At 44.0% G+C, this 26,340-nt stretch carries 24 protein-coding genes; 14 read left to right on the top strand and 10 right to left on the bottom strand.

The genetic code is table 11. From position 1 onward, the window contains the following. The first annotated feature begins 172 nt into the window (after window positions 1-172). The 3 genes from RJ41_RS06360 (at window position 173) to RJ41_RS06370 (ending at window position 3,947) form a co-directional block, all read left to right on the top strand. Entirely contained in the window at window positions 173-1,849 is a 1,677-nt protein-coding gene (locus RJ41_RS06360) for an acyl-CoA dehydrogenase family protein (RefSeq protein ID WP_039218394.1), read from the top strand. A 299-nt stretch (window positions 1,850-2,148) separates the two neighbouring features. Continuing rightward, window positions 2,149-3,435, top strand: a complete 1,287-nt coding sequence (locus tag RJ41_RS06365) for a hypothetical protein (RefSeq protein ID WP_039218396.1) — start codon at window positions 2,149-2,151, stop codon at window positions 3,433-3,435. 35 nt (window positions 3,436-3,470) lie between these two features. Then, window positions 3,471-3,947 carry an invasion associated locus B family protein gene (locus RJ41_RS06370; RefSeq protein WP_052235418.1) on the top strand — a complete coding sequence of 159 codons (477 nt, stop codon included), beginning with the start codon at window positions 3,471-3,473 and terminating at the stop codon, window positions 3,945-3,947. 589 nt (window positions 3,948-4,536) lie between these two features. Here RJ41_RS06370 and RJ41_RS06375 read toward each other — a convergent pair. Together RJ41_RS06375 and RJ41_RS06380 are read right to left on the bottom strand one after the other, a co-directional pair. Then, the gene (locus tag RJ41_RS06375; protein WP_240485739.1) at window positions 4,537-5,082 is read right to left on the bottom strand and encodes a DsrE family protein; all 546 of its coding nucleotides are present in this window, start codon (window positions 5,080-5,082) and stop codon (window positions 4,537-4,539) included. 34 nt (window positions 5,083-5,116) lie between these two features. Further along, window positions 5,117-6,178: an L-dopachrome tautomerase-related protein gene (locus RJ41_RS06380; RefSeq protein ID WP_039218400.1), complete on the bottom strand. Its 1,062-nt coding sequence runs from the start codon at window positions 6,176-6,178 to the stop codon at window positions 5,117-5,119. Between the two features lie 474 nt (window positions 6,179-6,652). Here RJ41_RS06380 and RJ41_RS06385 point away from each other — a divergent pair, with 474 nt between their 5' ends. Then, on the top strand, window positions 6,653-7,126 hold the full coding sequence (locus RJ41_RS06385; protein WP_240485740.1) for a DUF4136 domain-containing protein: 474 nt from the start codon (window positions 6,653-6,655) through the stop codon (window positions 7,124-7,126). Window positions 7,127-7,231: 105 nt separating this feature from the next. Here the strand turns inward: RJ41_RS06385 and RJ41_RS06390 are convergent, their stop codons facing one another. Beyond that, window positions 7,232-7,681, bottom strand: coding sequence for a Spy/CpxP family protein refolding chaperone (locus RJ41_RS06390; RefSeq protein WP_039218401.1), 450 nt, complete (start codon window positions 7,679-7,681; stop codon window positions 7,232-7,234). 166 nt (window positions 7,682-7,847) lie between these two features. Here RJ41_RS06390 and RJ41_RS06395 point away from each other — a divergent pair, with 166 nt between their 5' ends. From RJ41_RS06395 to RJ41_RS06425, 7 genes are all read left to right on the top strand, one after another. Further along, window positions 7,848-8,561 (top strand): response regulator transcription factor, encoded by a 714-nt coding sequence (locus RJ41_RS06395; RefSeq protein ID WP_039218403.1) that lies wholly within the window; start codon window positions 7,848-7,850, stop codon window positions 8,559-8,561. Between the two features lie 12 nt (window positions 8,562-8,573). Beyond that, window positions 8,574-9,941 carry a HAMP domain-containing sensor histidine kinase gene (locus RJ41_RS06400; RefSeq protein ID WP_039218405.1) on the top strand — a complete coding sequence of 456 codons (1,368 nt, stop codon included), beginning with the start codon at window positions 8,574-8,576 and terminating at the stop codon, window positions 9,939-9,941. Window positions 9,942-10,121: 180 nt separating this feature from the next. Beyond that, window positions 10,122-12,107 (top strand): class I adenylate cyclase, encoded by a 1,986-nt coding sequence (locus RJ41_RS06405; RefSeq protein ID WP_039218406.1) that lies wholly within the window; start codon window positions 10,122-10,124, stop codon window positions 12,105-12,107. 251 nt (window positions 12,108-12,358) lie between these two features. After that, window positions 12,359-12,751: a BlaI/MecI/CopY family transcriptional regulator gene (locus tag RJ41_RS06410; protein ID WP_039218410.1), complete on the top strand. Its 393-nt coding sequence runs from the start codon at window positions 12,359-12,361 to the stop codon at window positions 12,749-12,751. Continuing rightward, on the top strand, window positions 12,744-13,985 hold the full coding sequence (locus RJ41_RS06415) for a M56 family metallopeptidase (protein WP_039218413.1): 1,242 nt from the start codon (window positions 12,744-12,746) through the stop codon (window positions 13,983-13,985). The genes RJ41_RS06410 and RJ41_RS06415 overlap by 8 nt, the downstream gene beginning before the upstream one ends. Before the next feature lie 306 nt (window positions 13,986-14,291). Further along, complete coding sequence (locus tag RJ41_RS06420) at window positions 14,292-14,882, top strand: DUF2780 domain-containing protein (protein WP_039218415.1); 591 nt, start codon at window positions 14,292-14,294, stop codon at window positions 14,880-14,882. A gap of 133 nt (window positions 14,883-15,015) precedes the next feature. Continuing rightward, the gene (locus RJ41_RS06425; protein ID WP_039218417.1) at window positions 15,016-18,525 is read left to right on the top strand and encodes a DUF748 domain-containing protein; all 3,510 of its coding nucleotides are present in this window, start codon (window positions 15,016-15,018) and stop codon (window positions 18,523-18,525) included. Window positions 18,526-18,695: 170 nt separating this feature from the next. Here RJ41_RS06425 and gloA read toward each other — a convergent pair whose 3' ends face one another. The 6 genes from gloA to RJ41_RS19330 all read right to left on the bottom strand — a co-directional run bounded on the left by gloA (window position 18,696) and on the right by RJ41_RS19330 (window position 22,583). Next, a complete protein-coding gene (gloA, locus tag RJ41_RS06430; RefSeq protein ID WP_014950300.1) occupies window positions 18,696-19,244 on the bottom strand; it encodes a lactoylglutathione lyase in 549 nt (182 codons plus the stop codon). A 169-nt stretch (window positions 19,245-19,413) separates the two neighbouring features. Beyond that, window positions 19,414-20,064 carry a YehS family protein gene (locus RJ41_RS06435; RefSeq protein WP_039218421.1) on the bottom strand — a complete coding sequence of 217 codons (651 nt, stop codon included), beginning with the start codon at window positions 20,062-20,064 and terminating at the stop codon, window positions 19,414-19,416. A gap of 247 nt (window positions 20,065-20,311) precedes the next feature. Next, window positions 20,312-20,959 (bottom strand): DUF547 domain-containing protein, encoded by a 648-nt coding sequence (locus RJ41_RS06440; RefSeq protein WP_240485741.1) that lies wholly within the window; start codon window positions 20,957-20,959, stop codon window positions 20,312-20,314. A 12-nt stretch (window positions 20,960-20,971) separates the two neighbouring features. After that, window positions 20,972-21,214 carry a hypothetical protein gene (locus RJ41_RS19320; RefSeq protein WP_240485742.1) on the bottom strand — a complete coding sequence of 81 codons (243 nt, stop codon included), beginning with the start codon at window positions 21,212-21,214 and terminating at the stop codon, window positions 20,972-20,974. Window positions 21,215-21,224: 10 nt separating this feature from the next. Then, entirely contained in the window at window positions 21,225-22,052 is an 828-nt protein-coding gene (locus RJ41_RS19325) for a hypothetical protein (protein WP_240485743.1), read from the bottom strand. Window positions 22,053-22,085: 33 nt separating this feature from the next. After that, the gene (locus RJ41_RS19330; RefSeq protein ID WP_240485744.1) at window positions 22,086-22,583 is read right to left on the bottom strand and encodes a radical SAM protein; all 498 of its coding nucleotides are present in this window, start codon (window positions 22,581-22,583) and stop codon (window positions 22,086-22,088) included. Here RJ41_RS19330 and RJ41_RS19335 point away from each other — a divergent pair. The 3 genes from RJ41_RS19335 to RJ41_RS06455 all read left to right on the top strand — a co-directional run bounded on the left by RJ41_RS19335 (window position 22,582) and on the right by RJ41_RS06455 (window position 24,295). Continuing rightward, a complete protein-coding gene (locus RJ41_RS19335; RefSeq protein WP_240485745.1) occupies window positions 22,582-23,133 on the top strand; it encodes a hypothetical protein in 552 nt (183 codons plus the stop codon). The two genes, RJ41_RS19330 and RJ41_RS19335, sit on opposite strands and share 2 nt — an antisense overlap. Then, on the top strand, window positions 23,133-23,624 hold the full coding sequence (locus RJ41_RS19340; protein ID WP_240485746.1) for a hypothetical protein: 492 nt from the start codon (window positions 23,133-23,135) through the stop codon (window positions 23,622-23,624). Before RJ41_RS19335 ends, RJ41_RS19340 begins: the two co-directional genes overlap by 1 nt. A gap of 113 nt (window positions 23,625-23,737) precedes the next feature. Further along, window positions 23,738-24,295, top strand: a complete 558-nt coding sequence (locus RJ41_RS06455) for a PepSY domain-containing protein (protein WP_039218424.1) — start codon at window positions 23,738-23,740, stop codon at window positions 24,293-24,295. Here the strand turns inward: RJ41_RS06455 and RJ41_RS06460 are convergent. Continuing rightward, on the bottom strand, window positions 24,290-26,245 hold the full coding sequence (locus tag RJ41_RS06460) for a TonB-dependent receptor (RefSeq protein WP_240485747.1): 1,956 nt from the start codon (window positions 26,243-26,245) through the stop codon (window positions 24,290-24,292). The genes RJ41_RS06455 and RJ41_RS06460 overlap by 6 nt on opposite strands. Window positions 26,246-26,340 lie beyond the last annotated feature (95 nt).

Below are 26,340 nucleotides of genomic sequence, written 5' to 3' on the forward strand. Positions count from 1 at the left end.
CAGTTGACTACATAAACCACTTGAGGCCAACCACGCGACTTCCATCATTATATAAACACACGCAAGGCACAAACATTACATTATTTGTTAATTTTAAACTAATGATGTAATGTTCAATATAGAGAGCAAAGACAAAGACACATTTTTTGTGTAACCACTAAGTGGAAATGCCATGACTTTATCAAATCGATTTGTAACGCACATTGTAGACAACCAGCCCACTATTGCCGCCCCTTACAATGTGTGGCGTGATGATGCGTTGCTACGTATATTTGTGAATGAGCACCTCCCCTCCTCACATCAGCACGATGAGGGCCTGTTAGAAAAGTATGGCCAAATTGCGGGTGATACCCTTATGAGCCATGGAGAACTCGCAAACAAAAACAAGCCCGTCCTCCATACATTTGACCGCTATGGCCGCCGCATTGACGATGTTGAATTTCACCCAAGCTATCACGCGCTTATGGAAAGTGCTATGCAGCATAATGTACATAACTATTCGTGGAAGCATGAAGGTATCGAAGGCGCACACACCATCCGAGCAGCCCTGATGTATATGCATTACCAAGCAGAGTCTGGTACATCTTGCCCACTGACAATGACACACGCAGCGATCCCCGCCATGCGATATGGAAAAAGCTTACCGCCTTACTACTTGGATAAAACCACCAATGGCGTGTACGACCCTCGCACCTTACCCGCGAGTCAGAAACACGGGCTGACTATTGGCATGGGCATGACCGAAAAACAAGGCGGGTCGGATGTTAGGCGAAACACTAGTACAGCAGTGAAACAAGCGGATGGCAGTTACCACATTGTAGGGCATAAGTTCTTTTTCTCTGCCCCCATGTGCGACGCTCATCTTATTCTCGCGCAAGCCGAAGGCGGGCTAAGCTGTTTTTTACTACCAAGAGTGCTTGAAAACGGTGAACTTAATAACGTGCGCATTCAGCGTTTGAAAGACAAGCTGGGCGACTGGAGCAATGCATCATCTGAAGTTGAATTCCAAGAAGCCACGGCATACTTGATTGGCGAAGAAGGCCGCGGCGTGCCGGTGATCATCGATATGGTTTCGCTTACACGACTTGACTGCATGATAGGATCATCAGCACTTATGCGGCAATCACTGATTCACGCTTTATACCATGTAAGCCACCGCGACGCCTTCGGCAAAACCTTAGTCAATCAGCAACTAATGCAAAATGTTCTGGCAGACCTCACCATTGAGTGTGCTGCTGCAACCGCGCTTACTATGCGCGTGGCAAAAGCGGTAGATAGTGCACAAAATGATAATCATGAAGCTGCACTGGCAAGGCTGGCCACCGCAATTGGGAAATACTGGATTTGTAAGCGCACGCCTATGTTTGTAAACGAAGCGCAAGAGTGTTTAGGTGGTATTGGTTACGTTGAAGAAAATCCTATGCCCCGTTATTACCGCCAAGCCCCACTTAATTCTATCTGGGAAGGTAGTGGAAACGTGCAATGCCTAGATGTACTGCGCGCATTTGCCAAAGAGCCTAATGTTAAAGAGGCCCTGTTCAACGAACTTAAAACACAAGTAGGCAAAAATAAGGATTACGATATCCATCTTAGTAAGCTGTTCGATGAGCTATCTAAAACACAAAATATGGAAACGCGTAGCCGCTATTTAACCGAACAAATGGCATTAGCACTGCAAGCATGCTCTCTTCTTGCAACGTCAGTCGATAACGACAACGCCCTTTTAGATATTGCCCACACCTTCTGTGAGTCGAGGCTAGGCAACGGAAGTGGTTTCGCTCTTGGTACACTGCCCGACACAACCCCATTTGAGCGCATTATTGCGCTTGGTCAGGTTTCACGTGCTTGAGCAGTACCATAGGATTTCGGTGCAGATGGTAATGGTTGAAACCAATGTTGTTCAATCTCGCTTTAAATTCAACGAAAATATTGGGTTTAAAGTATCGCTAGAGCGTCTTGCCGACATTGAACTTATTGGCATGCATATTATTTAACCAACCTAATGTCAGCTAAATTTACAAACACGCTTTTATAACACGGCCACATATAGGCTGAACGCTATATATCTTCTAGGATTAAGTGGAATGGCACCATTTTTGCTAAAACAGTTTTAAAAGTAAGGGAAATACAATAAGTTAAGGACCAAAAATGTATAAAAATATTTCTTCAGCGCTTTTAGCATCGGCTTTTATATTCTCTGCAGGGAGCCTAGCAGAACCCATTCAAACTTCCAATTTACGTTACGACTTTGGTGGTTCTGATGGTTTGGGCATTCAATATTCACACTTAATTCATTCTGTCGATTACAATGATTCATTTGCCGATGGCTTTTTTGTGGTAACGCCGCCTGACTATACCTCTGACGTTTTGGTCCATATCAACGGTGATATATTGCCGCGGGATGCTTACCAATTGGATCCAGTATTCGGCAACGGGCCAGAATTATACATTGACCTGGTACGTCAAGAAAATATTGGGTTCGCGCCACATTCCGGTTCGGCACGGGTCGCTGAGGGAAGCGTAGGTGGCCGAGACGCGGTCTCACTTTACTTCTCAAATGAAATTAACGTGCCCTACTATCAGCCAGGTTTTGTTTTGCAGGAAAGAGACAATAGGAGTCCTTATTCTCAGGTATATGAGAATGAGTACCAGGTCGTGATCATTGAGCGGGAAGACTTAAATACCAGTTGGGAAGATTCGGGTAAAAATTATGACATTGAGTTTCGTTATGACCAGTTAGAGTGGTATCGCGAGGACAATCCATATATTCCAACAGGTTTTTCACCGGCAGAGGGTGGCGGTGTACATTTGTTGGAGATGAGAGGAAACGAACTTAGTCTTGTATCTTCGTTTAGTTATGATGACCCTGCGCCAACTACCCCTGAATTAGTTACCGAAGGCCCAGGCAGTGCCGATAACCCAATTTTGCCTAGCTCGGTAAGCGAAGAAACCAGCTCGTGGAGCTTTAACTTCGACGTGCAAGACGGCTTTCTATACGCCATAGATCCGGATGTCGCGGTGGGTTACGATTATCAGGTAAATTCAGGACCACTATTCTCAGCAATTCAGTTGCCAACCGGTTTTGATGATGACCTGTTTGATATCTTCTTATGGGATACAGCAATGGGTGACTGGGAACTCGCGGAAGCAGATTGGCAGGCAGGCGATTTATTTACTTTTATTAACCCGGTGGATCGCGTCCGTATTACCGGCATTGATACCTCAAACATGGTGGATCCGAATAGCCCTACAGCCTTTGTAGCCAACATCGCATTTGACGGTAGTGGTCAAGTGGATATGTCGCAAACAGCGCTGGTTGAGTTTGTTTCGGATAATGTGGCCAGTGTGCCGGCACCAGCCAGCATTGGCCTTTTCATGTGCAGTTTGGGTCTGATGTTTGTGCGCCGTCAACGCGCATTGCGTCAAGCAGCGTAATGGACAAAGGGACGTAAGTCCCTTGTTTTATAATCATGCAAAGAATTTACATAATATTGGGTTTAGTTAGCCTGTTGCTGGTCACAGATTCGGGTATAGCTAAGCAAAGTAACACTTCGGACTTTGGTTTGTGGCAACGCAGCTGTAACGATGCCAACCAGTGTATGCTGACACAAAAGGTGACGTATTCACATGAGGGCACGTCCCACGTTGTGGCCGGCGCGACAGTGAGTAAAACGCGTATGGGCATCATCCTAACTTTGCGGGTGCCGCCGATGGCCAATGCCAAACATGGATTGGGGATGAAAATTGATGATCATTCTGCAATTCGGGTGCCTCTGAAGCAATGTGATAGCAACGTGTGTGAGTCTAACATTGCTGTTGACTCCATATTATTGGCGCAGATGCAGCAGGGGCAGGTGATGGCTGTCGCGTATTTTGATATTAACGATAAGCAAATTACCCTGCCGGTTTATTTGCAGGGATTTGCCGACGCTTTGAGCACTATCTGAAATTGCAAAAACATTGTATTTATTCAATAAGGAGGTGTTTACCTCCTTTTTTATCTGATGGTTTGCTCAAAACTATGAATCACTTTGTTTGTCACACCGGGCTTGACTTGATGTCCACGTGCCCTTGTTGTTTTACAGATTCTGGTTGGTTGGGTCGCGTAGACGCCGAAATGACAAGGAGTGGTTTTCGTGTCGTGTCGTGGCGTGATGTATGTATTAGACGGACTTGCTAAAAATGACAGGCATCATTGCCATGACAAAACGTTAATTACTGAGCGTTGTTTGAATGAAAAAACAGGCCATAGGCCAAGTTTTAGCTCAACAGTCCGTTAATGGATTCAATTTTCAACCAAATTACGGCCGTTTATAGTTAATTTTGCTTTGGCAAATAAAGTAGGTTAAATGACCATATCACGTACGAATGTGCCGTTATGATACCTGCTCGTAAACGGCCACGTTTGGCACAACTCGGAAGTTTACAGCCTATTCCCATAAGGTCCGCTCTTGGTCTTAACCAGACTACCCTCACTGAGCTACGCATGATGTCTATTGCGTTACATAGACGCACTCTTCGAGTGTGTTAAATTCGTTAAAAAGGGTTAACCGAGTAACCTTTTTGCGCCAAGCGCGCGTGGGCTGTCATGGCTGACAAATCCATTTTCACTCCGTCTATCAAGGCACTTTTTTCAATGCCATGAGCCGTAGCAGACTGCCCGCAAAGTATCACTTCAACGCCTTGTTCCATAAGTGCAGTAAGCAGAACTTCATTACCGTTACGTTGCCCTTTGCGCTGTTTGAAGAATTCCCCCTTAAGCATCTCTTCTGTGGCAGAGCCATGAACCACGAGAGCAAGGGAAAGGTTTTGCTGTTTAACGCCGTTGGCAACGTGCATATTTATAAAACGAGCCAGCGACTCAAACTTGCGGTTAACCTCACCCGGGTTTGCTGCTTTAGCTACGTCAAACGCTACTTTGAATACTTGATTTTCAGTAAAACTAACGCCATCCACTGGCGCATGTTTTCCGAAGGCGCTGAACACTGGCCCATACTCAAAATCTGATTTAGCAGAAGCCTGCCCTATTATTAACAATGCTGCTACCAAACAAAGTGACGCGCTTCCGATCCCTTTTGTCATGACCATTTCCTTTCCCTCAATTATTTCTCGTGCTTTAACGTGCAGGTAGCGCTGTTTTATATACTTCGAACGTCATATCACTTACATTGCTGCCCGCATCTTGGATTTTGCTGTTCGTATAGTAAAGCGCATTGTTATAAATACTAAAGGTATCAGCCCAGCTCACCACATCGCCTTTTACAAGTGTGCGAAGGTCGAGACTCGGTGTAAGGTACTGCACCTCTTGCTTTTCCAGGTCAGCTAAATAGACATTGCCTTCGTGATAAATCATGCCATCTGGCGCACCTGTTGTAGCGACTTTTCGCACTTTTTTAGCCACTTCCTCATTCGATGCTTTCTTTATATCAGAGGTATTGATGGCATACAGTGAATAACCTGACAAAGCATGGAAATATAATGTTTCGTTCAACGTATCTAACGCGATGCCGTCTGATTGAACGGTCATGCTGAAGGGCTTACCTTGAATACTTAACAACTCTACTTCCGCTTTTGTAGTTTCATGATTATCTAAAATGCGATAGCTAGTATTGTCATCTAGGTTATATATCACTAAACCCGCATGAGCCGAGTCGGTCATATATATGCGATTCGTTTTTTCATCTACTCGCAAGTCATTAATGTACGAATCAGTGTGGTAAGCGTCTTCGCTAAGGAGCAAGATACCTTCGATTTCATTTGAGGCCAAATCAACCACAAACAAGCGAGGTGCATCCACCACACCTTGAAACTTAGGGTTGCGAGTATCCAACACATACAGTTTATCATTATGGGCAACCACTGACTGCACGGCTAAAAAGCAATCTTTTCTTACTTTACTTTGCGCTACACACTCATTTGTTTTGCTATTGGGGTAGGCAACAAACTCACCGGTATTGGTTATTTGAGCGACAGAAAAACCTACACCGTCACGCCAGTTGGGCGCATTTACAAATACTCGCCCATCATTACTGACAGTTACACCGGTAATTTGTGTGCCTTTTATTTCGCCAATTAATTCGACCTTAGAGCCCAGAGCGGACTGTGCGAATGCGTTGACCGAAAAAAACGCTGTTAGAACAGCTGCCGTTACCGTGGATTTAACTCGCTTACTATTCATATTCTTTTTCCCTTAAATGTTTAACATAAACATTCCCGAACGTGTTTTCTGTTACCCAAATTACAGAGCTTTGGGTGCCACTACGATTATTGAGATAAAACAGACAGCACTGCATTATTAAATGCATACAATATCCCCCTTCAGGGGGAACACCGTTTGACGTCGCATCTATACAAGTGAACGATTAATGCGCTAGTTGTAACGTTTCAGCGACCTTTCTGCTTTCAACTTTGTAAATAACGATATAAGTAGATCTAAAGAAGGCTGTGTTCTCGTTTAAGATAAGATTAGTTGAACCTTTTTGCTGACAGAGTATTCTCTTGATAGCAACAATTTACAGTGAACTTACTTATGCGAATACGTACTTCAAGGAATTTCGATACCCGCTTTGTTAAGGGTATATCTCGTTTGAAATCAGGATTATTCTTTTTATTTTGCGCAATACTCGTCGCTGGGTGCAGCAGCAAACCCCAAGTGAGCGTTGACGACTCGCAAAACTTTGCTGACATTAAAACCTTTTACATTCAAGCGCCGTTAAAACCTATCAACGAAACTCTCGCCAACCATTTGTCTTCAACCATCACACAGCGATTAATTACCAAAGGTTTAACGCCAACGGCAGAAGACGAGGCTGATGTTTCAGTTGGTTATCTTCCTTCAACGACCACAAAAGAAGATGGAACCACATTAAATTTGGGATTAGGTACAGGAACATTTGGGCGCTCCGGCGGCATTTCACTCGGCAGTATCTTTAGCATACCTGTGGGAGAGCAAACGTCTCTACAGCAGGGGCTTCAAATAGATATGGTGAAAGATGGTAGGTTTATCTATAGCGCTTCAGGTAGTGTTGAGCTTGAATCTAAAGACAGCATAAGCATTCAAAAGAAACTCGATGAATTAGTTACAGCATTGCTAGAACAGTATCCATCAAGTGCTATTCAAAACTAGCTAAATACATTTCACACGGGCCATCATTTACAAACGCGGCTTGCCAATGGCCGTTAGCAAAAAAGCGCCATAAAGGCGCTTTTTACTGATTAAACGTGGTAAGAATTAGCTATGTTGACGCTGTTTTTTCCCACGTTTCTTTTTCATATTATCAAACTTTTCAAGCTGTTCATCGGTTAGGATTTCCGCTACTTTCATGCGAAGTTCTGCACGTTTAAGAAAGCGAGCTTTTGCTTTTTCAGCTTTTTGATCCGCAATAGCTTCCACTTTCGCTTGATAGTCAGGGTCGTCAGGATTTAGACCCGCTAACGCATTAACTTTTCTGCGCTTTCCTTCTTCTCCCATTTCAGTTCGCTTGGCCTCACGCTCAGCCTTAAGCTCTTCTTTTAGCGCTTGAAATTGCACTTTTTGCTCTTCAGTTAAGTCGAGTACTCTTTCCATTTTATGCAAAGGCAAGAAATCACCACCTCTGCGCTCATCAGAATTTTTACCGCCTGCATAAGCAGTGGTTGCGATACATGCACTTAATAAAACACCGGTAATTAATTTTTTCATCTTAATCTTCCTACTTGTTTTGTCATGGTTATGCATGACGTTTAAAAATAATGTTGTCTCATCAACGGAATTAAGTATGCATGAATCAATCGATAAGTAGGGTTAAGCTAGTGTAAAGTTGGGTAAAGTTAAAAAATACCGCAGTGAATAGGGGTAATATTCGGGCATGAAAAATGAAAAAATCAATGTGTTGCTCGTCGATGATGACAAAGACCTATGCGCCCTACTCCAAGAGTTTTTAGAAGGGGACGGCTTCAGTGTAGATGCCATTCACAGCGGCGATGAAGCAATAAAAACACTACTAAACACCGAGAAGTACGACACTGTTGTGCTAGACATCATGATGCCTGGCATATCCGGGCTTGATGTACTGAAATCGGTAAGAGCCGAAAAACAAACCCCAATTCTTATGCTAACAGGTCGTGGCGATGACATAGACCGAATAGTAGGGCTTGAGTTAGGTGCTGACGACTACTTGCCAAAGCCTTGTAACCCCAGGGAACTTGGTGCCCGTATTCGCGCCATAATTCGAAGAACGCAATATCTGAAGGCCACGCCCTCCGCTTCGCTAAGTGAATTGCACGGTATATACCTGGATCTAGGTGCACGGCAAGCCACGGTTAATGGCAAATCTCTTGCGCTAACTGGCGCTGAATTCAATGCACTTAGCTATCTTATGGAGCGTGTAGGCCAAACTATATCGAAGCAAGAAATGACACAGGAAGTATTAAAACGTCCATTGGAAGCTTATGACAGAGCGATGGATGTCCACGTAAGCCGAATTCGTCAAAAACTCGCAGCTGCCGGCGTTAAGAACGTCATTAAGTCTGTTCGCGGCGTGGGGTATCAAATGCTAACCGCTCCTCAGCAATCGGAATAAAAGACAAAGGCAATGGTCAGTAAGGTTAAATGGACAGATATAAAAACTAACTTGGGTTTCAAGCGCTTATTCTGGCGAATTTTTGTTGCTTTTTGGGTAGCCAGCCTAGCGGTAATGGCGGCTACCGGTTACGTATTAGTTAACGAGTATACTGCAAGTAGCTACAACAAGCGTTTTCTTGATGATGCGACGAATCAGGCTGAAAGGATTGTATGGCGATACGAGCACGAAGCGTTCACAAACGGTAGAGCTAGAAGTGAGATTAAAGAATGGGTCAAAAGGCGAAATGGGCGAGAAAACCAGCTAATCCCCATGCTTATTTCAACGCCTGATAACGAAGTCGTTTACCACTATCGACTGAACAAAGTGCCTGAAGAGCACAGGATCACACGTGAAATATACGGGCCATCAAACAACCGCTATGTCGCTCAATTTAGGCAACCGCAAACGCCTCGAATTTACAAACAAGTGCTTAGTCGCTTTCAGTCAATACAGTTTGTTTTTATATTTTTAGCCTCGGCACTGGTGAGTGCTCTGCTTAGCTGGAGCATCGTTAAACCTATTAAATATTTAGGGGCTTTTAGCCGAAAATACGCCAACGACCAAACCGCGACACCAGTCCCCTCTCAACTTCTTACTCGTGGCGACGAGTTGAGCGACCTCGCAGCCGATATTAACTTTATGGTTAGCAAAACCGCTGATGCGATAGGTGCCCAACAAAGATTATTACATGACGTATCTCATGAGTTGCGAGCCCCTCTTGCACGGCTTCAGGCATCTGCTGCAATCATCGAACAGCATCAACCTAAAAACAAACACGTACTGCAAATACATAATGACTGCCAACGAATGGATCAGCTCATTCAGCAAATTTTAAACTTTTCGACATTGGAACAGACGCCTCAGAAAGCTGAGCCATGTGACATTATTGCGTTATGTAACCGTGTATTAGACGACATGGCGGTAAACTACCCGGGTATTCCGACCACATTAACGTTCAATCAATCACGTGAAGAAGACGCCATTATTAATGGCTTCCCTGAAGCTTTGCATCAAGCGTTAGACAATATAGTGGGTAACGCTTGCAAGTACTCGAATAAAGGCCAACCTGTTGCTATAGACGTTGCTTTTAGTACTAATAGCGTTGTTATTGTTGTTAAGGATAATGGTATTGGCGTAGACGACGCTGAGATTGAAAAGTTAATGCAGCCTTTTTACCGAGCCGGAAACCAAATGCATACTGAAGGCTTTGGTCTAGGCTTAACTATTGCGCTAAAAGCAGTAGAAAAGCACGCTGGAACGCTTGTAATGCAAAGCCCTGCAGAAGGTGGTCTTCGTGTCAAAATTACGCTGCCTAAAAACGCGCCGACACATTTGTAAATGTTGTTTACAGACGCATATTGCTGGCATTAATAAAGAAAAGTAGTCGTTCGTACACTAAACATCGCTTTTATATAAAACTTTACTAAAACGACATAGCTTGTGTTGTTGCCGAAAATAGAGGAAGTCGATGCGAATTAGCGTTATGCTTGGCGGCATGAAGAAGTGTAGATTGACATAATGGCAGCGCAGCAGCCTCTCTCCGTTCAGCAAAACCTTACCATTAGGTTATTGCGTGTATTAAGGTATAACAAAGCCCGTATCGAACGAGCGCTTACGCTCATGCCTGAAAAGCACAAGCCACTTTTTCACGTGCTCCCTTTCCTTGTACACGTTAATCACGAAGCACTTCCAGGTTATATAGGCCCACTTTCTTCGGGCGAAACTGTTCCATTCGGCATCAATAACTACTCTTTTAGGTCTGATATAGAAAAGGCGCTTTTACGGTGTTTTCCCGCTGAGAGTCACCTTTTTGCGGATGTTAAACAAATCTGGCCAAGGCAACGAGCCATAGAATCACTGGTCCTCATGGGCAGCGTGGGCACAATTGCGCAAACCGATGAATCAGATTTTGATTATTGGGTGTGTATTGATGGCAATCAATTTTCAGACGTAGAACTTTCCTTACTTCAGCAAAAACTTACCGCCATTGAAAAGTGGGCCGACAACACTTTTGGCATTGAAGTACATTTCTTTCTATCTGAAATAGACAAAGTTAAGCAAAACGATTTCGGTGTTGCTGAAGGTGAAAGTGCGGGTTCAGCGCAAGCCCTGTTTTTAAAAGCTGAGTTTTACAACACCAATATTGTGGTGGCAGGCAAGGCCCCTTTTTGGTGGCTTACACCGGAAAAAGCCAGCGAAAAACAATATCAGGCCATCTACAACAGTCTTGAAAGAGGTGGCTCACCAGATCTTGATTGGTTTATGGACTTAGGCCACTTAGAGAAGCTTGATGCCAGTGAACTGTTCGGCGCTGCTATTTGGCAATTGGGTAAAGCCATGGACTCCCCCTTCAAGTCGGTTTTAAAAATGGCAAAGCTTGAAGTGTATTTAGCCAATATATCTAATGGACAACCGCTATGTAACTTGCTTAAAAAGCATGTACATCGCGGCGCTGAAGCGCCGGGCCATGTGGCAGACATCGACCCTTACGCATTAATGTTCGACGAACTTATCACCCACTACAAAGTTAACGGTCAGGCTGAAGACATAGAAGTCCTTCAGCAATGTTTGTACTTAAAATGTGCTTGCCCATTAAGCCAATCCCTTTTCGAAGGAGAAAAGCCAAACTTTAAACGTAGAATTTTAGCCTCTTACGCCAGGCACTGGGGGTGGAGCCGAAAGCAGATCCTCCATTTAGATAATCAACAAGATTGGACATTTAGCGAACGCGTACAACTTAGTCGTCGGGTTCACAGTTTCCTCTTAAAATGCTACCGACGCATTTCTAAAGAACTTGGCCACTACCAACAAGTGATGGATGAGAAAGACATGACGGTTTTGGGTAGGCGCTTAAGTACCTACTACGCTAAAAAAGAAGCTAAAATTGAGTTTCTACGTCGTGCATTCGACGAGAGTCTGTACTGCGAGAAAATCACCATTGCCATGCGCCAGCTAAAAAACGGCACCGAGGTATGGTCGGCCTATGCGGGTGACTTATTAAGTAAATCAGGCATCATTGATGAAGCTCAGAAAATATCCCAAGCTTCTAGCGCGATTGCGTTAATGGTATGGTTGGTTTCAAGTAAGATAATTGATACCAACAGCAAAGTTTATCTAGATTACAACTATGGTGAAGTAAGCGAGCTAGACCTTAACGACCTTCTTAAACACTTGTGCAAGTACTTTCCACCAGTTAAAGTCTCGTCGCTACCTCGTAACGATTTACTTGCACCGGAACGCATAACCGCATGTTTTGCGATCGTGAATTTTCCTACCTTACGCCAAAAAGCCACGGTTGAAGATGTCGCTATTATCTACAAAACATCTTGGGGCGAAACGTTTTTAAAATTCGGTAACGAAATACTGGATACCTTGTGGTACGAATTACAAGAGGTCATCCCCCTGCCAGCGTGCTATGTCATGGTGCCAAGGGGGAATCAACAATCTCGCATTTTGGGCGAGTTCTTGGAATCAACCGACCTTAACTTCAATGTCCTTTATTAAAAGGACCGGCACCGCTCTTACTCTTTCTTTCAATTGAAAAAGTGTGAACCACGCTTTCATTTTCACATTTTTAATTTGCGCTTTTGGGCGACCTTAATCGCTGAATTTATTAAACCATTCCCTTCCTCACTAAAGTTATAAAAAAGCCTTTTGGATTAAAAATACACAAAAAATGCTTGCACTGTAGAATTACAAGTGTAATCTAAACACATGGACTACAACTGTAATCAACAAAGATAGGTTTCGTTCCTATGAGCAAAATGTCTGACAAACCCGAAATTTCTAACGCCGAGTTTGAGGTGCTAGATGTACTGTGGGACAGCCACCCAGCCACGTCGAATGAAGTTATTTCACGGCTTAATGACAAAAAAGACTGGCATGAAAAAACCGTAAAAACATTATTAGGCCGCTTGGTGAAAAAAGAAGTATTGGGGTTTGAAAAACAGCAACGGCAGTACCTTTATTACCCGCTGATTGCGCGAGAAGACTATACAAAAAAAGAAACAGCTAGCTTTGTTAGTCGTTTATTTAAAGGAAAAATAACGCCTATGATCGCTGGCTTTGCCAATCAGAATTCATTGTCTAAACAAGACATAAGCGAGCTGAAAGCGCTTATAAAGGAATGGGAACAAAACAATGATTGATTGGATTGTTGCTCAGCAAGGTATTTTGTCGGTAGTGCTTGTCTTGTTGATGGTGTGCGAGCATTTTTTCACCCATAAAATTGGGGCTTCACTTACCTATAAGTTATGGGCATTAATTCCAGGGTGCCTAATAGTCAATAACCTTCCTATGTCGCTGGTTAACATGCCATCGAATAGCTTTACTCGCTACGTGGTTGGCGTTAAGCCAACAATAGAGACCGCTGAATTCGAAACCGTTTTATTTATTTGGCTAACTGGTGCAAGCGTGATCACAGCCTACGTACTAATGCATCACATTAAGATTTGGGCATCGATAGGAAAACAACGCGCTATCCATACTAATGCCTACTATTCCAACAAAACTACCACACCCATGCTGTTTGGCTTTATCTCACCTAAGGTGCTTATTCCTTTCTCGTTTAAAAGTGTGTTTTCAACTAAGCAACAAGCGCTGGTATTAGAACATGAGAACATTCATCGCAAACATCACGACCACCTGTGGAATATGTCAGCGCTGATTATAGCAATTGTATTTTGGTTCAACCCACTGGTTTGGCTAGCGCTAAAATCCTTTCGAATCAATCAAGAACTGGCTTGTGATCACGCCGTATTGAAAGACAAGACCGACAACGAAAAACTTATCTATGCAAAAGCACTCGTGCAGTGTGCCGAGCATGGTTCAAACGCCCTACACTTTACACGCGGGCTTTACCCAACCTTTGGAGAAAAAAGGACTATGATCAAACGTTTAAACGCGATAAAGCAACCTATGCGTAACAATAAAGTACTGGCTGCAGGCGTACTTTCAGTTGCCGCCCTGCTCACTATTAACACCGCCTTAGCAAATGCTCCAGTCGCAGAGACAAAATCTGAAGCTAAAATTAACGAGGCATCACCGGTTAAACGCGTTCCACCAACTTACCCAGAGAAAGCAGCGCAAGAAAATGTAGAAGGCTTCGTTGTGCTCTCTTTCGATATTACTGAAACGGGCGCTACAGATAATGTAAAAGTAGTAAAATCGGTACCTGCTGGCGTGTTTGATAAAAGCGCAAAAGTTGCCCTGAAACAATGGGAATACAAGCCTCGTATTCAAGGTGGCAAAGGCGTGAGGCAGACCGGTCTTCTGGTGCAGCTAGACTATCAACTTGGTACCTCTCTTGATACGGCGAGTGTTGAAAAAAATGCTTCACCTGATGTAGAGCGTATAATCGTTCCACCCAAACAGAGCAAGTAAGCCCCAAAATTATCAGAATACTAAAAGGAGCGTATCGCTCCTTTTAGTGTTTTGTCTAATTGACTTAGTTCCTGCCTACTGCACACTACCACTCGATCACCCAAGTCTCTTATAAAATGTAAAGTGCCTTTACAATTTCTATAGAGAATTTACGACCTCACTACGTTAGAATGTGAGTATTTACACACCTGAAAACTTCTAATTTATGGAAGGTTTAAATAGTCGATAGCACACTTGCTACGGTTATTTTCAATCATGTTACTCCAGATGAGCTGGCGCTCCTGGCGTACTAAAAGGAAGCCAAATATGAACCGTATCGTTTTAGCACCTGCAGTAGTCGCTCTTACGTTATTTACGACCAACGCAAATGCCAATATTGATCAGCTTAAAGGCCTATTAGGCGACAAAAAAGCGGAATCGACAGTAACTTCGACCAGCCTCACTGAGATGGCAACCAATGCAGCATCAGGTATTGATTTAGCCAGCTTAATAAGCACAGTCTCTGACAATCTGAGTGTTTCTGAAACTCAATCAGAAGGCGGCATCGCCTCTATTATGAACTATGTACAAGGCAACCTTTCAGGCGCTGATTACGCCCAGTTGGCAAGCAGCATTCCAGGTATTGATAGCCTGCTTGAAGATGTTCCCTCTCTTAGTGGTAACTCAGCAGCAAGCTCAAGCTCTTCACTATCAGGCTTACTCAACAAGGCCTCTGAGTACAGCTCTACACTTAAATCGGTAAACGACTTAAAGCAACAATTTGAAGCGCTAGGCCTTTCAACCGATATAATTGCCAGCTTTGTCACTCAAATCAGCTCGTATTTAAATGTAAATGCAGATGAAGAAACACAGGCGTTGTTTAAATCTGGCCTAGATAATTTGCTAACCGCTCTGTAACCTGTCTAAGGCGTATTAATTCTCTTCTACAATCCAAATTAATACGCTTTAACTTTCTCGCAGGGGCTTTTAGCTTGGTGAAATAGCAACTCCTGTTTATCTTTTTACACTCAAATACACAGCCTAATCGCCTATGCAAAATGCCATATCTCGGTTTTCTACGAAGCCCAAATGGTTTCGACTATCCACTTATCTTGTTCTCATTTACCTTACTTACGCGCTTCTTATCGGCGTAGTTACGCCTGCGGTGTTAAAGGCAAAGTTACCCAACATAGTGAAAGAAAACATTGGAAGAGATGCTGCTGTTGAAGATATTGCAATCAATCCTTTCTTGCTAAAGATAGAAGTGACTAATCTTGTTATCTATCCAAATATACACTCTTCAAATGAAAGCGAAGATAACGCCGTAATCCAGAACCAAGAAAATCATTTTTTTAGCGTAGGCAGTGTTTCGCTGGACCTTGGATTCTGGCAATCACTTTTCACCTTCACTCCTGCCGTTGAATCGCTAACCATAGACGAACCTTTTGTTTCCATTGCACGTTTAAGCGAAAGTGAAGACACACAAATCTTCAACTTCTCTGACATTCTTACCCACGTAGAGAAACGCAGTACAAAAGCACCTGAAGAGCCTAATGACACTAGCGAAGGGCAAATTCCCCGAATTACGTTACGTGATTTTGCACTTAACGAAGGGCGAGTGGTTATTGAAGACAAGGTGACCAACACCCTACTTGATTACCCAGAATTGAGCGTTGACTTGCAAGATTTGGATACTCACGCTTTGATCAGTTCAAGTAGTGTTGGCAACAAAAACGCTAACCCTAAAAGCGATAAAAGTGAGAGTGATCAATCAAAAGGTAAGTTAGCGTTCAATCAATATCAATTTAACTTGCTCACCGCAGAGAAAGGTAACATCGCCATTGATGGCGAGTTTCAATTATCTCCACTGAAAGTTACGACAGACATCACGATAAACGATGTAGCGCTTACGCCGCTTTGGTCACTTTCGAAAGATTTGATAGAAGCAAATTTAGTAGACGGCAAGGTGAGTTTAAGCCTGCATGCTGAAGTTTTTGAACAAGATACAGCCTTCCAGTTTATTCTAGAGCGTGGCGAATTTGCTGTTAACAACCTTGTGTTTAACGCTGGTTCTTCGCCTGCTACAACAGGCACCGCCAAGAGTTCGCAAGAGATCATTGCCATACCCGCGTTTGCCATACACGATATAAACGTAAACGCATTAGAACAGCAAGTTAGCATTGCTGAAGTTGCTTTTGACAACGTTCGAGTGTCGGGCCTATTTGACAAGTCAGGGCTTGATTTACAGCGTCTGTTTACCCCCAAAAGCCCTGCGGCAGATGCTACATCAGCTAACGCTAACCCCAGCGCAGCGCAAGAAGGAAATAGCGCAGCGCATATAGGTAATAGCACAGCGCATACAAGTAATAGCACAGCGCAAAAGGGAAATAGTGAAACAGAAGATGAGGATGTTTCTAACGTAGCAACCGACAGCACAGAAGAACTCGCACATGACACTTCGTGGTATGTTGAGCTTCACCAATTTGCATTTAATGACGGTAGCATTGACCTTTTAGAGCGTAGCATAAGTGACGGTACTTACTACCGCATCAGCAACCTCAATATTAAAAGCGGAAAAGTCACTACTGACTTCTCTAAACCTATTTCCTACACCACCAGTTTACATGTCTCTGCCGACCCACAGACGTTTAGCGACACATCCAAAGGTGCACTAAGCAGTAGCGGCAGCGTAGTTATTGCAGAACAAACTGTGCAGGGTAAAGCAGCGATTGAGCAACTGGTGCTAAGTCAGTTCCAGCAGTACGTTTCACCTCACGCAAATGTGACCCTTGAAGATGGGCTATTTAATTTAAACGTTGAGTTTGATGGGGCATTTATGAACGCCGCTGATAAAGACAATATCGACTCACTGAACGTTAAGGCGAGTACTAGCATTAATAATTTAAGCGTACTGGATGACGACAGCTCTCCCCTACTACAGTGGCAGTCCTTAGATGTAGACAACATCGAATTTGACCACACATCGAACCAGCTAAGCGTAGACAACATTCACCTACAAGCGCCATTTGCACGACTTATTATTGATGAAGCTAAACAGACCAATGTGAGTAAGCTGATTGTCGCTTCATCAGACAAGTCCGCTAACAGTGAAAGTGCCAGCGAAACTGGCAGCGCAACCACGTCGAAAGCATCAAACGCAAACGTGCATGCAAGCACTACAGCTGAGCCTTCACAAGCCAACGAATTGGCCATTGCCGTTAACACCATATCAATAGAAAACGGCAAAGCGTACTTTGCTGACCATTCATTAACGCCCAAATTTGCGTCTGCTATAGAAAGTTTAAATGGCAAAGTATTGGGAATTGACTCTCGCTCAACTTCCCCTGCCAATGTGGATATCACCGGAAAGATAGAGAACTATGCTCCGGTAAAACTAGCAGGCACTATTCACCCATTAAAAGATGATATAGACCTTGATTTAAATTTTTCAGTCAAAGGCGCCGAACTGACTTCAGTTAACCCCTACTCAGGCACCTACATGGGCTACTACATTGACAAAGGCTTGCTGTCATTAGCTGTGCAATACAAACTAAACGGTAAGGCGCTGGAAGGTAAGAATCATGTTGTTATTGACCAATTAACGTTGGGCAAGAAGTCGAACTCTGATCAGGCATTAAGCTTACCGCTTGGGCTTGCCATTGCGTTATTAGAAGACAGAAACGGCGTTATTGATTTGGGCTTGGATGTATCTGGCGATATCGACAGCCCAGACTTTAGCTTTGGCTCTATTATTCTCAATGCCATTGGTAACATTATTACCAAAGCAGTAACTGCACCGTTTTCGCTACTTGCGAACCTAGTTGGCAGTGACGACGAACTCGACAACGTTGAGTTTGGGTTTGGAGAGCATTCGCTAAATGCCGACGCTCAAGAAAAACTGAATACCCTTGCCAAAGCACTTAAAAAACGTCCAGGACTTAGGGTTAATATCGAAGGTACTGTCAACGCCATGTCTGATGCAAGTGCCCTAGCGCAACGTCAGTTGAACACCACACTTTTAACAAGAGGCGGCTATGCTGATTCATCTGCTACTTCCGGCAACGTTAGTACTAACGAAAAATCTCTTGCTGGCGGTGAAAATGAAAATTCCAACACCCTTGGCGGCGTACAGCGCGACTCAATAAGTGGCAGTAGCATCCCACTGGAAGGCCCGTTAGCCGACGCGCTTTTATCCTACTATGTTGAGGTGTTTACACCTGACCTTAATCAAGAATACGAAAACATGGTGGCGCAGCTTTACCCTGAACTCGCAAATTCAGGCAATGAACAAAGCCAAAAGAGTGCTGATAACAATAAGGAAGTCGTTAACGAAGAAAGTGTAAACCGAGCATTAAGCATTGCCCGATACAACAAACTACGTAACAACATTGTTATTCCTGAAAGTGACTTAGTTCAACTGGCTGACGCGCGCAGTAAAGCGGTGAAAGGTTATTTGGCAAATGAAGCTGAAGTTGAAGCGAATCGCTTATTCTTGCTAAATACTCAGCACGACTTACATACCGAATTTAGCGGTGTGGAATTAACGTTAGAAGCGAAGTAATGAACGGGTTGGCTTGAAAATAAAACCCTATAATTTAGGGTTCCATAAGGTCACTAAACAAAAAAGGGTAGCTTATTCAGTTAAGCTACCCTTTTTTGTAAACAGTGACTTCTGATACTACTTGCTACTTAAAACCCAGCTAGCAAATGGTACCGTAGTGCGTGCCTCGCCTACTTCTTCAAATGGGGCGCGCAAGTTGCGGATACATTAGACGCGTTGAAAATTTCAATCCAATAGCCGTCTGGGTCTTTGATAAATGCTATCCCTTTCATAGAACCATCATTAAGCCCTTTCTGAAAAGGAACGTCTAGTGATGCAAATCGTGCACATGCAGCTTCAGCATCAGGCACATGAAAACCAATGTGCCCAAAACCTTTTGGCTCTGTATTTCCGTTGTGATAATCAACTGTTTCTGGTGTATCGCCCCAATTATGGGTTAACTCCAACATAGCCGGGCGACCAAAAGTTTGCTGAGTACGTTCGTCTACATCGTCAGAAATATCAGAGAAATCATCACCTGCCGCCAAAAAATAAAGGCTGAACTTCATTTCTTCAAAATCTAGACGCTTAATTAGCGTCATTCCCATAACTCGCGTATAGAAATCTAGCGAACGCTTGGGGTCGGCAATGCGCAGCATAGTTTGGTTGAACACAAAACCTTGTGTCGCGGCATCTTTCTCTTCATACAGGCCTTCGGCCTTATCGAAATGTCGGCTCATAATAGTCGTCCTTAGCGATATAGATAATTAAGGCAAGGCAATCTTGCTTTGCCTAAAAACGAGTGCATAGAAGTGAGGGGTAATTTTCTTTTCACAACAGCACTTAGTCTATCCTCTTACGCGCTTTACCTCAGATGCGTTTTATTCAACGTCTATTTTTACAGCGCTTTTATTTTTTAGGGAGCTTTCCCCAAACCGAACCTGCATCACTTTTTTTCACTGGCGACACTTTAGTATTGGTGTTTTTGCCAGCCGCTTCTTTTTGTTTGCTAGCGCCTTTATTAAATGAGCTTGGCTTAGTACCAGAAGTACTTGGGCTATCTGATTTTTTAGGCGAAGTTTGTCGCGTTGACTCCGGTCGATATTTTTTCACCATACCCTGCAGTAAATTACGAACCACTTGATCGCCTGCGGGTTTGTAATTGCGATGGTCTGGCTTTCTAAAAAATGCTGACAGCTCACCTTTACTTATTCTAAAGTCTGCTAATTTGAGCACCGCTATCATATCGTCATCTTTATAACTCATCGCAATACGGATTTTGCGCAGCACTTCGTTATTGCTTAATCGCTCTTTTGGCCCCAGTTCTTGAGGCGTTTGCCCTTCTTGACGACCACGGTTTTTAATAATCAGTCCATCTAGAAACAGCGCAATAATCTTATCGCGACACGGCAGATAGCCGTCTTCGCCTTCCCGCTTCATCACGGCATGTAAATAATCAATTTCCATGTCGTAGTTAACTAATTTAAAAATACTTATGGCGGCGGTATCGTTTATCGCTAATGCATAACGAAGGCGACGTAGAACATCGTTGTGGATCATGAAAATGGGCCTGAAAAGTGGAGTAGCCAGTAATTGGTATGGATTAAAGTGTAGCGCAATGCACGCTTTCGCATATTTTACACTACTTGGCCATTCGCATCTATCGAGAGTGTTCCCTTACTTAAGAGAGCCACCAAGACGCTGCAACTTGAAGTGGCGAGGGGTCGTTGGTATCAGAGACCCAAACAACGAGAGCGTGTTTTTTGGCTTTTATATGAGTATTACTGGGCCAAGGCAGAGTAGCCACCTATTGCTGAGCATTAGTATTGTCGCCATTTGTAGATGTTGAAACCTTCGGTTGTTCCGGTTGTGCATTGATACGCCAGTCATAATCAATAAACCGCAGCTTATAATTATTAGGAATAGGTTCGGCTAGAAACTGGTTAATATATTGAGGCAAGTCCTTTGCTTTACCTGAAGCGACAAAGCCTTCAGTATAAAAATCGAGGATTTCCGAAACATACACGCGCTTGCGTTTGTCATCAAAGTAAAAGTGTTTCTTATTCCCGAAGAACTCATGGATGGCTTGTTCAAGGGTGTCGTCTAAGGTTTTTGCAGAAAACGGCGTTTGCGGTAGCCTTGGGCAATCTTTTACCATGCAGTTAAGCGCAAAGTCGGCTCTGGGCTCGTTAAGCGGTCTAATTACATCGTTTTCAAAATCATATAAATTTGTGACTTTACCGCCAATCACCACATCGCGAAACTTGAAAAAAGCTGCTCGTGAAAAGAAACTGGTAAAGCCATCTGGAATACCTTTTTCTATAACCCCGTACATGGCTAACGCGTTATAGCTATTGATGTAATAGGCCATTGTGTATTGTGGTGAGTCAAACAATTCAGGCGTGACGTCAGGACTAGCAAAACTAATAAAATTAATGACGTTTTCAAGGGGCACTATATCTTTAGATTACCCCCTAAAATCGGTTCGTCCCGCTTCATCTACGTAGTTTTCAAGTACATATTCCCAATCTTGTGTCGCTTTGAAATAGCCTTGCTTAAGTTGCGCTAGTTCTATTGGTTGAGCGCTGTTAATATTTAACCCGCCCTCAGACGCCTGGCTACTGTTGGCAGCTGGTAAAATATACAACAGCAGCATGGACAAGATAATGGCTAACACACTCCCCAATTGAGGAAATCGGCGAGGCTTCATGAGCTTCTCCTTACACGCTTTTGGCTGGATGGTGACGCTTGTCACTTGCAGTTAGCGCTTTTGCTGACAGCGAACTAGGTGTTGTTGTATCCGAGATTTGGCGAATAGGGATAATATTGTTTTGTTTGTAGCGCTCTCCTAACGGCTGGTATTGCTTTACCTGCCCGCGGCGGTCGGTATATGTCAGTGGTTTTAATATATGCTCATCGCGCTCGGCGTTGTGCTTGCACATAGAGATGGAACCATCTGCGGTCATTACCATAAATGAACACGCATCAATTCTGTCTTGCTGAAGGGCGTTGGCATCCATAAAGTTCTGAACAAAAAACGACAATTTGTGCACACGTCCTTTGCTTTTGAAAAGGCTGCTACGCATTTCAAACAGTTTCAATGAGGTCGCTTTAGCCAGCTTCCAAATCCACGTTGGCCTAGCAAGCAGTGCTTTACTGTAATCCCATATAATCTGTGTCGTGCCGTGTTGCCGGGTTGTTTGTATGTGCTTAAAGTCTTCAATAAATTGCGCAAACAATTGGGCGTCATCAACGACAGAATAGACCTGCTTACCAGCCACTAACGTTGGCATGTAGCTGTGACAGTCGCTATGACCAATACGTACTTTCTCCCACTGCAGCACTTTGCTAATTGTTTTTTCTATAGCGGCTTTCACCGTTACGGGGTCAATTACATCAGCTCTTGCTCCCCATTCCCCTCTGCCTGTTTCTGCCTGTAATTGAAACGAGGCGAAACTTATAGCGTCTGCATGCTGCACAAAAAAATCCACCAGCATGGGCAGTTCTTTGAAATTATCGGTGTGCACTGTGGTGTTAAAAATGATCATGAGCCCCAAGCCTTTGGCCCGTTCTATGTATTCTTAACGAATAGCATGTAGCGATGCTTCATCAGTGAAACCTTTACGTTCTTGGGTGGTATCAACGTGAAAAGCGACATCGTTTAAGCCGACTTTAGCTAAAGCTGCAAGCAGGTCACGGGAGGCAGCAATACCGTTGGTGAAAAGTGCGGTGTGTAAGCCTAGCTTATTGGCATATTCAACGATTTCAATTAGCTGACTGCGCTTTCTTAACGTAGGGTCACCACCGGTTATTTGTACACTGGTACCAGGGCCATAGTGACGAAGGACATTGTCCAATCGCTTAAACACTTCTTGAATGGGAATGTCGCGAACCGCTTGCGAATGCTCAGATAAATAGCATAAGGTGCAATCAAGATTACACTTTTGCGTGATTTCAACAGCAACACAACCTATGGTGTGCGTGCGGCCCAGCAACTGATTTGGGGTGAAATGTTCACCCATGCGTTTTTGGGTATGAAGAAGTTGTTGATTTCTAGTGATACCAGGGGAGCACGCCATGTCAATGCGCCTTTTTCGAACTACACAGTATCAACAAAGACCTATTAGACGTAAAGATACTTTCACGGCGTGCCGTTTTTTTGCACTAGTTTTATTGTCATGCAACGCACTCGCTTTTTCAGAAACAACTGAAAACCCACCGTCATCTAGCGCATCATCGAGCTCGTTCGAAGAAGTAAAAAGCCGTGTTTTTTCAGATCCCTATTCAACGCTTCCGCAATACAAAGTTTCACGCAAACACTTCGATGTTGACGGTAAAAACCTGCTGTTAAGTCACGCTAAAAGAACCCTTTCTTCTAACGCAAATTTTATCGAATTAGGTACCAAGCATAAGCTACTTCAAGCTAATGGTATTTGCTTCGCTGGCACATGGAAAATTAATCACAGCAGCCCTTATTCGGGGCTTTTTCAAGCACGCACAAACGTGCCGGTTATTGTAAGAGCGTCAGTCAGCTTGAGCGGTACAAAGCAGCGAGATAAGCGTGCTTTTGGTATGGCAATCAAGCTTTCCCCAATACTCAAAGTACGGTTACTGAAAACATATTTTTAATGCACTCGCTGGGTGGCACTAAAACCCAGCATGTCGCCAACTTACCTTTAACTAACGAGCCCGCACTGGGCGAATTGCCGCCTTTTAGTCAATTGCTAACCGCATATCGCTTGGAAAGCGATCTTGAAGAAGCCGATAAGGGGTTTAGCGGTGAAAAAGCGAATGCGCGTTTCAGACCTGTTTCACATTTAGCAGAAGTTCTGCTCCCTAACGACGAAAAAGCGAAGAATGTAACGCAAGGCCCTTACTGGCTAAAAGCGTCGTTAAAACCTGATACACCGCTAGTGAATAGAGATGACTTTAGGGATGAATTATCGTTGCAGCATTACCCAAATAAGACGCTACCTTGGGTTTTATCTGCTGCCAATTTTAACGATGCAGGGATAGATAAAGCCCAATGGCAAGAGATAGGTGAAATTACATTGACTGAATCTGTGGTCTCCCTTACCTGCGACACGAAACTTCACTTTAATCACCCTGCAATCAAATGACGCTAAGCAATTCCGTTTAAACGGGTAAACCTCGCGTTAGAGTGTTTTTACTGCCTATTGAGATTACCGTATAGTGAGCAATGTTTTCATTGTTTTGGTATTAGTGTTGTTTCATGTCCGGTTCCTTTCGCAAGAACAGTCGCAAATACAGCCGCAGTATTCACTTGTGGCTGTCGCTGGTTATTTTCATTCCTGTGATCATTGTTATTGCGAGCGGTTTATTATTGCAGGTTAAAAAAGAATTCGACTGGATCCAACCACCAACTCAAAAAGTGCAGAATACCCAAACCAACGGGCCTACGATTTCCTTCGACGACGTGCTACAAGCCGTAAAACAAGTGCCTGAGGTTAGTTTAAACAGCTGGGACGATATAGACCGATTAGACGTGCGCCCCACAAAAGGCATCATTAAAGTGCGAGGGAAGAACCATTGGGAAGTTCAACTGAATGCACAAAATGGTGATGTACTTCAGGTTGCGTACCGACGCACAGACACCATTGAAGCAATTCATGACGGTAGTTGGTTCTTTGAAGGTGCCAAGCTATGGCTGTTTTTGCCAGCCGCCCTTTTACTTTTTGTGCTGTGGGTAACGGGCCTTGTTATGCTGTACACCACCATGAAAAGCAAATATCGAAAGAACAAATTTCGTCAGCCCTTAAACAACTCATAACAGATAAGTTATTGCCAGTTGAACACTTTCGCCCTGCGCAAATGCCGCTTTGTCATCGGCACTGGTGTAATACTGTTGATTGGTTAAGTTGCGCCAGCTAGCTTGAAGCTGAATACGCTCGTTTAACTGCCAATCAGCGCCCATATCCAGTGTAAAAACCTCATCGAGCGCTCGTTCTCCGTCAGCAATATCCGTCTTACTTGCGCGATAGGCAAATACCGTAAAAAACCGCACAGCTTGCCATTGAACACCTAAATCGAGCCTCTGACTATTTGCAGGTATGTCTGCAATGCTGTTACCCAAGTTGTCTTCACCGCTGATCCACATTCCGCTAAGTCGAGCGTCTAATGCGTCATTGTGCGATTGCCAACTAAGTTGATAGCTCACCCCCTCTATCGTTGCACTGTCTAAATTAGAATATTGAAGCACATCTTCAGCAACCATAATGCGTTCAATATAGTTATCAATTTTCTGATTAAACACCTCTATCGAGCCTTGCAGTTGCTCACTGCTGTAAGCAACACTGGCTTGCATATTTAACGCTTGCTCTGTTTCAAGTTTGAGGCTGCCCAACACAGTACCGCGAGGCGTTTCGCCAGCGAAGAAACGTTCAGTTAAAGACGGATTTCGAAACGCGCTAGACACATACATACCGGCCGCCCAATGCTCAGAAAGCTGATAATTTGCGCCTAAATACCCGCTTAGATTAATGTTAGTCTTAGCAGTGCTAGATTGGAATGTATTGGCACCTGAATCATCAGACTGGCGCTGCCAGTCGACCCGTGCGCCAAGGGCGAGCGACAAGCTTTGCCACTGACGTGAGGCATCAGCAACCGCTGCACTAGTAATCTCACTTGCATCGAGAGTGCGCACTTCATAGGCAAGCTCTGGTTCAAATGCGTTTATTATGAAACTGGGCGGTGTGGTGTCAGGTAACGCGCTTTCCTTTAGTGTTAATGTAAATTCTCTCTCATCTGCCACTACGCCGTCTCGACCAGTAACTTGCAGCTGCCAGTTCAAATCCCAGTCTTTCAAGTGCGTATCTGTACTTATGTTAAACCCATAGTCAAACGCCTTGTTTTCACTGTCGTTGATGCGGCTTTCTGGTCGCAACACCGAGGTGTCTAGGCTAGATTTATGCCACCAGACATTTCCAGTAAATAGATGACTTTCAAACGCTATTTTGCCAAGCCAGTGCGTGTTGTCTGGGTAGGTGGTTATTCTACTTTCTGGGAAGTCACTGCTCGACTTACCAATGTCGTTATTATCAGAATAAAGCGTCCACGCTTCTTTTATGACGCTGTCTTCAGGTCTGTGCCTAAGAAACAGGCCTGTTTGTTCAAATTGGTCAAGCAACGAATTGCCATTCGCATCTTCTCCATTGTCGGCGCTTCTGTATGAAATGTTCCAGTCTGTCTTGCTCTCTTCAGTTAGGCTGTTGCTATTGTCTGCATGGCGTGTGCTGCCAGCATAGCTCAGCGCCTTCATTTGTTGATTGCTGCTGTAGCCAACGCGAAGGTGAGGCGTTTGAATTTCCCCAAAATGCAAGTTCACCGCGCCACCTATCGCTCCCGAGCCTAGGTAAGTGGAAGCGGCGCCCGGTAATACGGTTGCTGACGCAATAAAATCAGGTGGAACAAAGCCAATACTTGAGCCTGCCCGCCTGTCGCTCACAATCGGTACACCATCTAATAGGGTTTGAATTCGCCACCGGGAATACCCTCGAATACTGATACTTTGTATTTGCCCTCCCTGCCCATTTAACGACACAGAAGGGGACTGAAGCAGAACGTCATTGGTATTCAAAGGCGCTACTAAACTGCTCTTATCAAACTCATATTGTGGGAAAATGAGCGAGAGCGTTTCGTCATAGTTGGGGCGTATGGCCGTTACCGTGTAGCGCTCAAGTTCGCTATAGGGTTCACCTTGTGCAAAACTTGGTACAGACAAAAGGGATAACGAAAGCGTCGACCAAACCGGCGACAAAGAAAATATTAGTAAAGTAGTAGATACAGGTTTGCCTGATGGGCGTTTAACAAAAGCTG

Source organism: Alteromonas marina, assembly GCF_000808575.1.
Lineage (GTDB): Bacteria > Pseudomonadota > Gammaproteobacteria > Enterobacterales > Alteromonadaceae > Alteromonas > Alteromonas marina_A.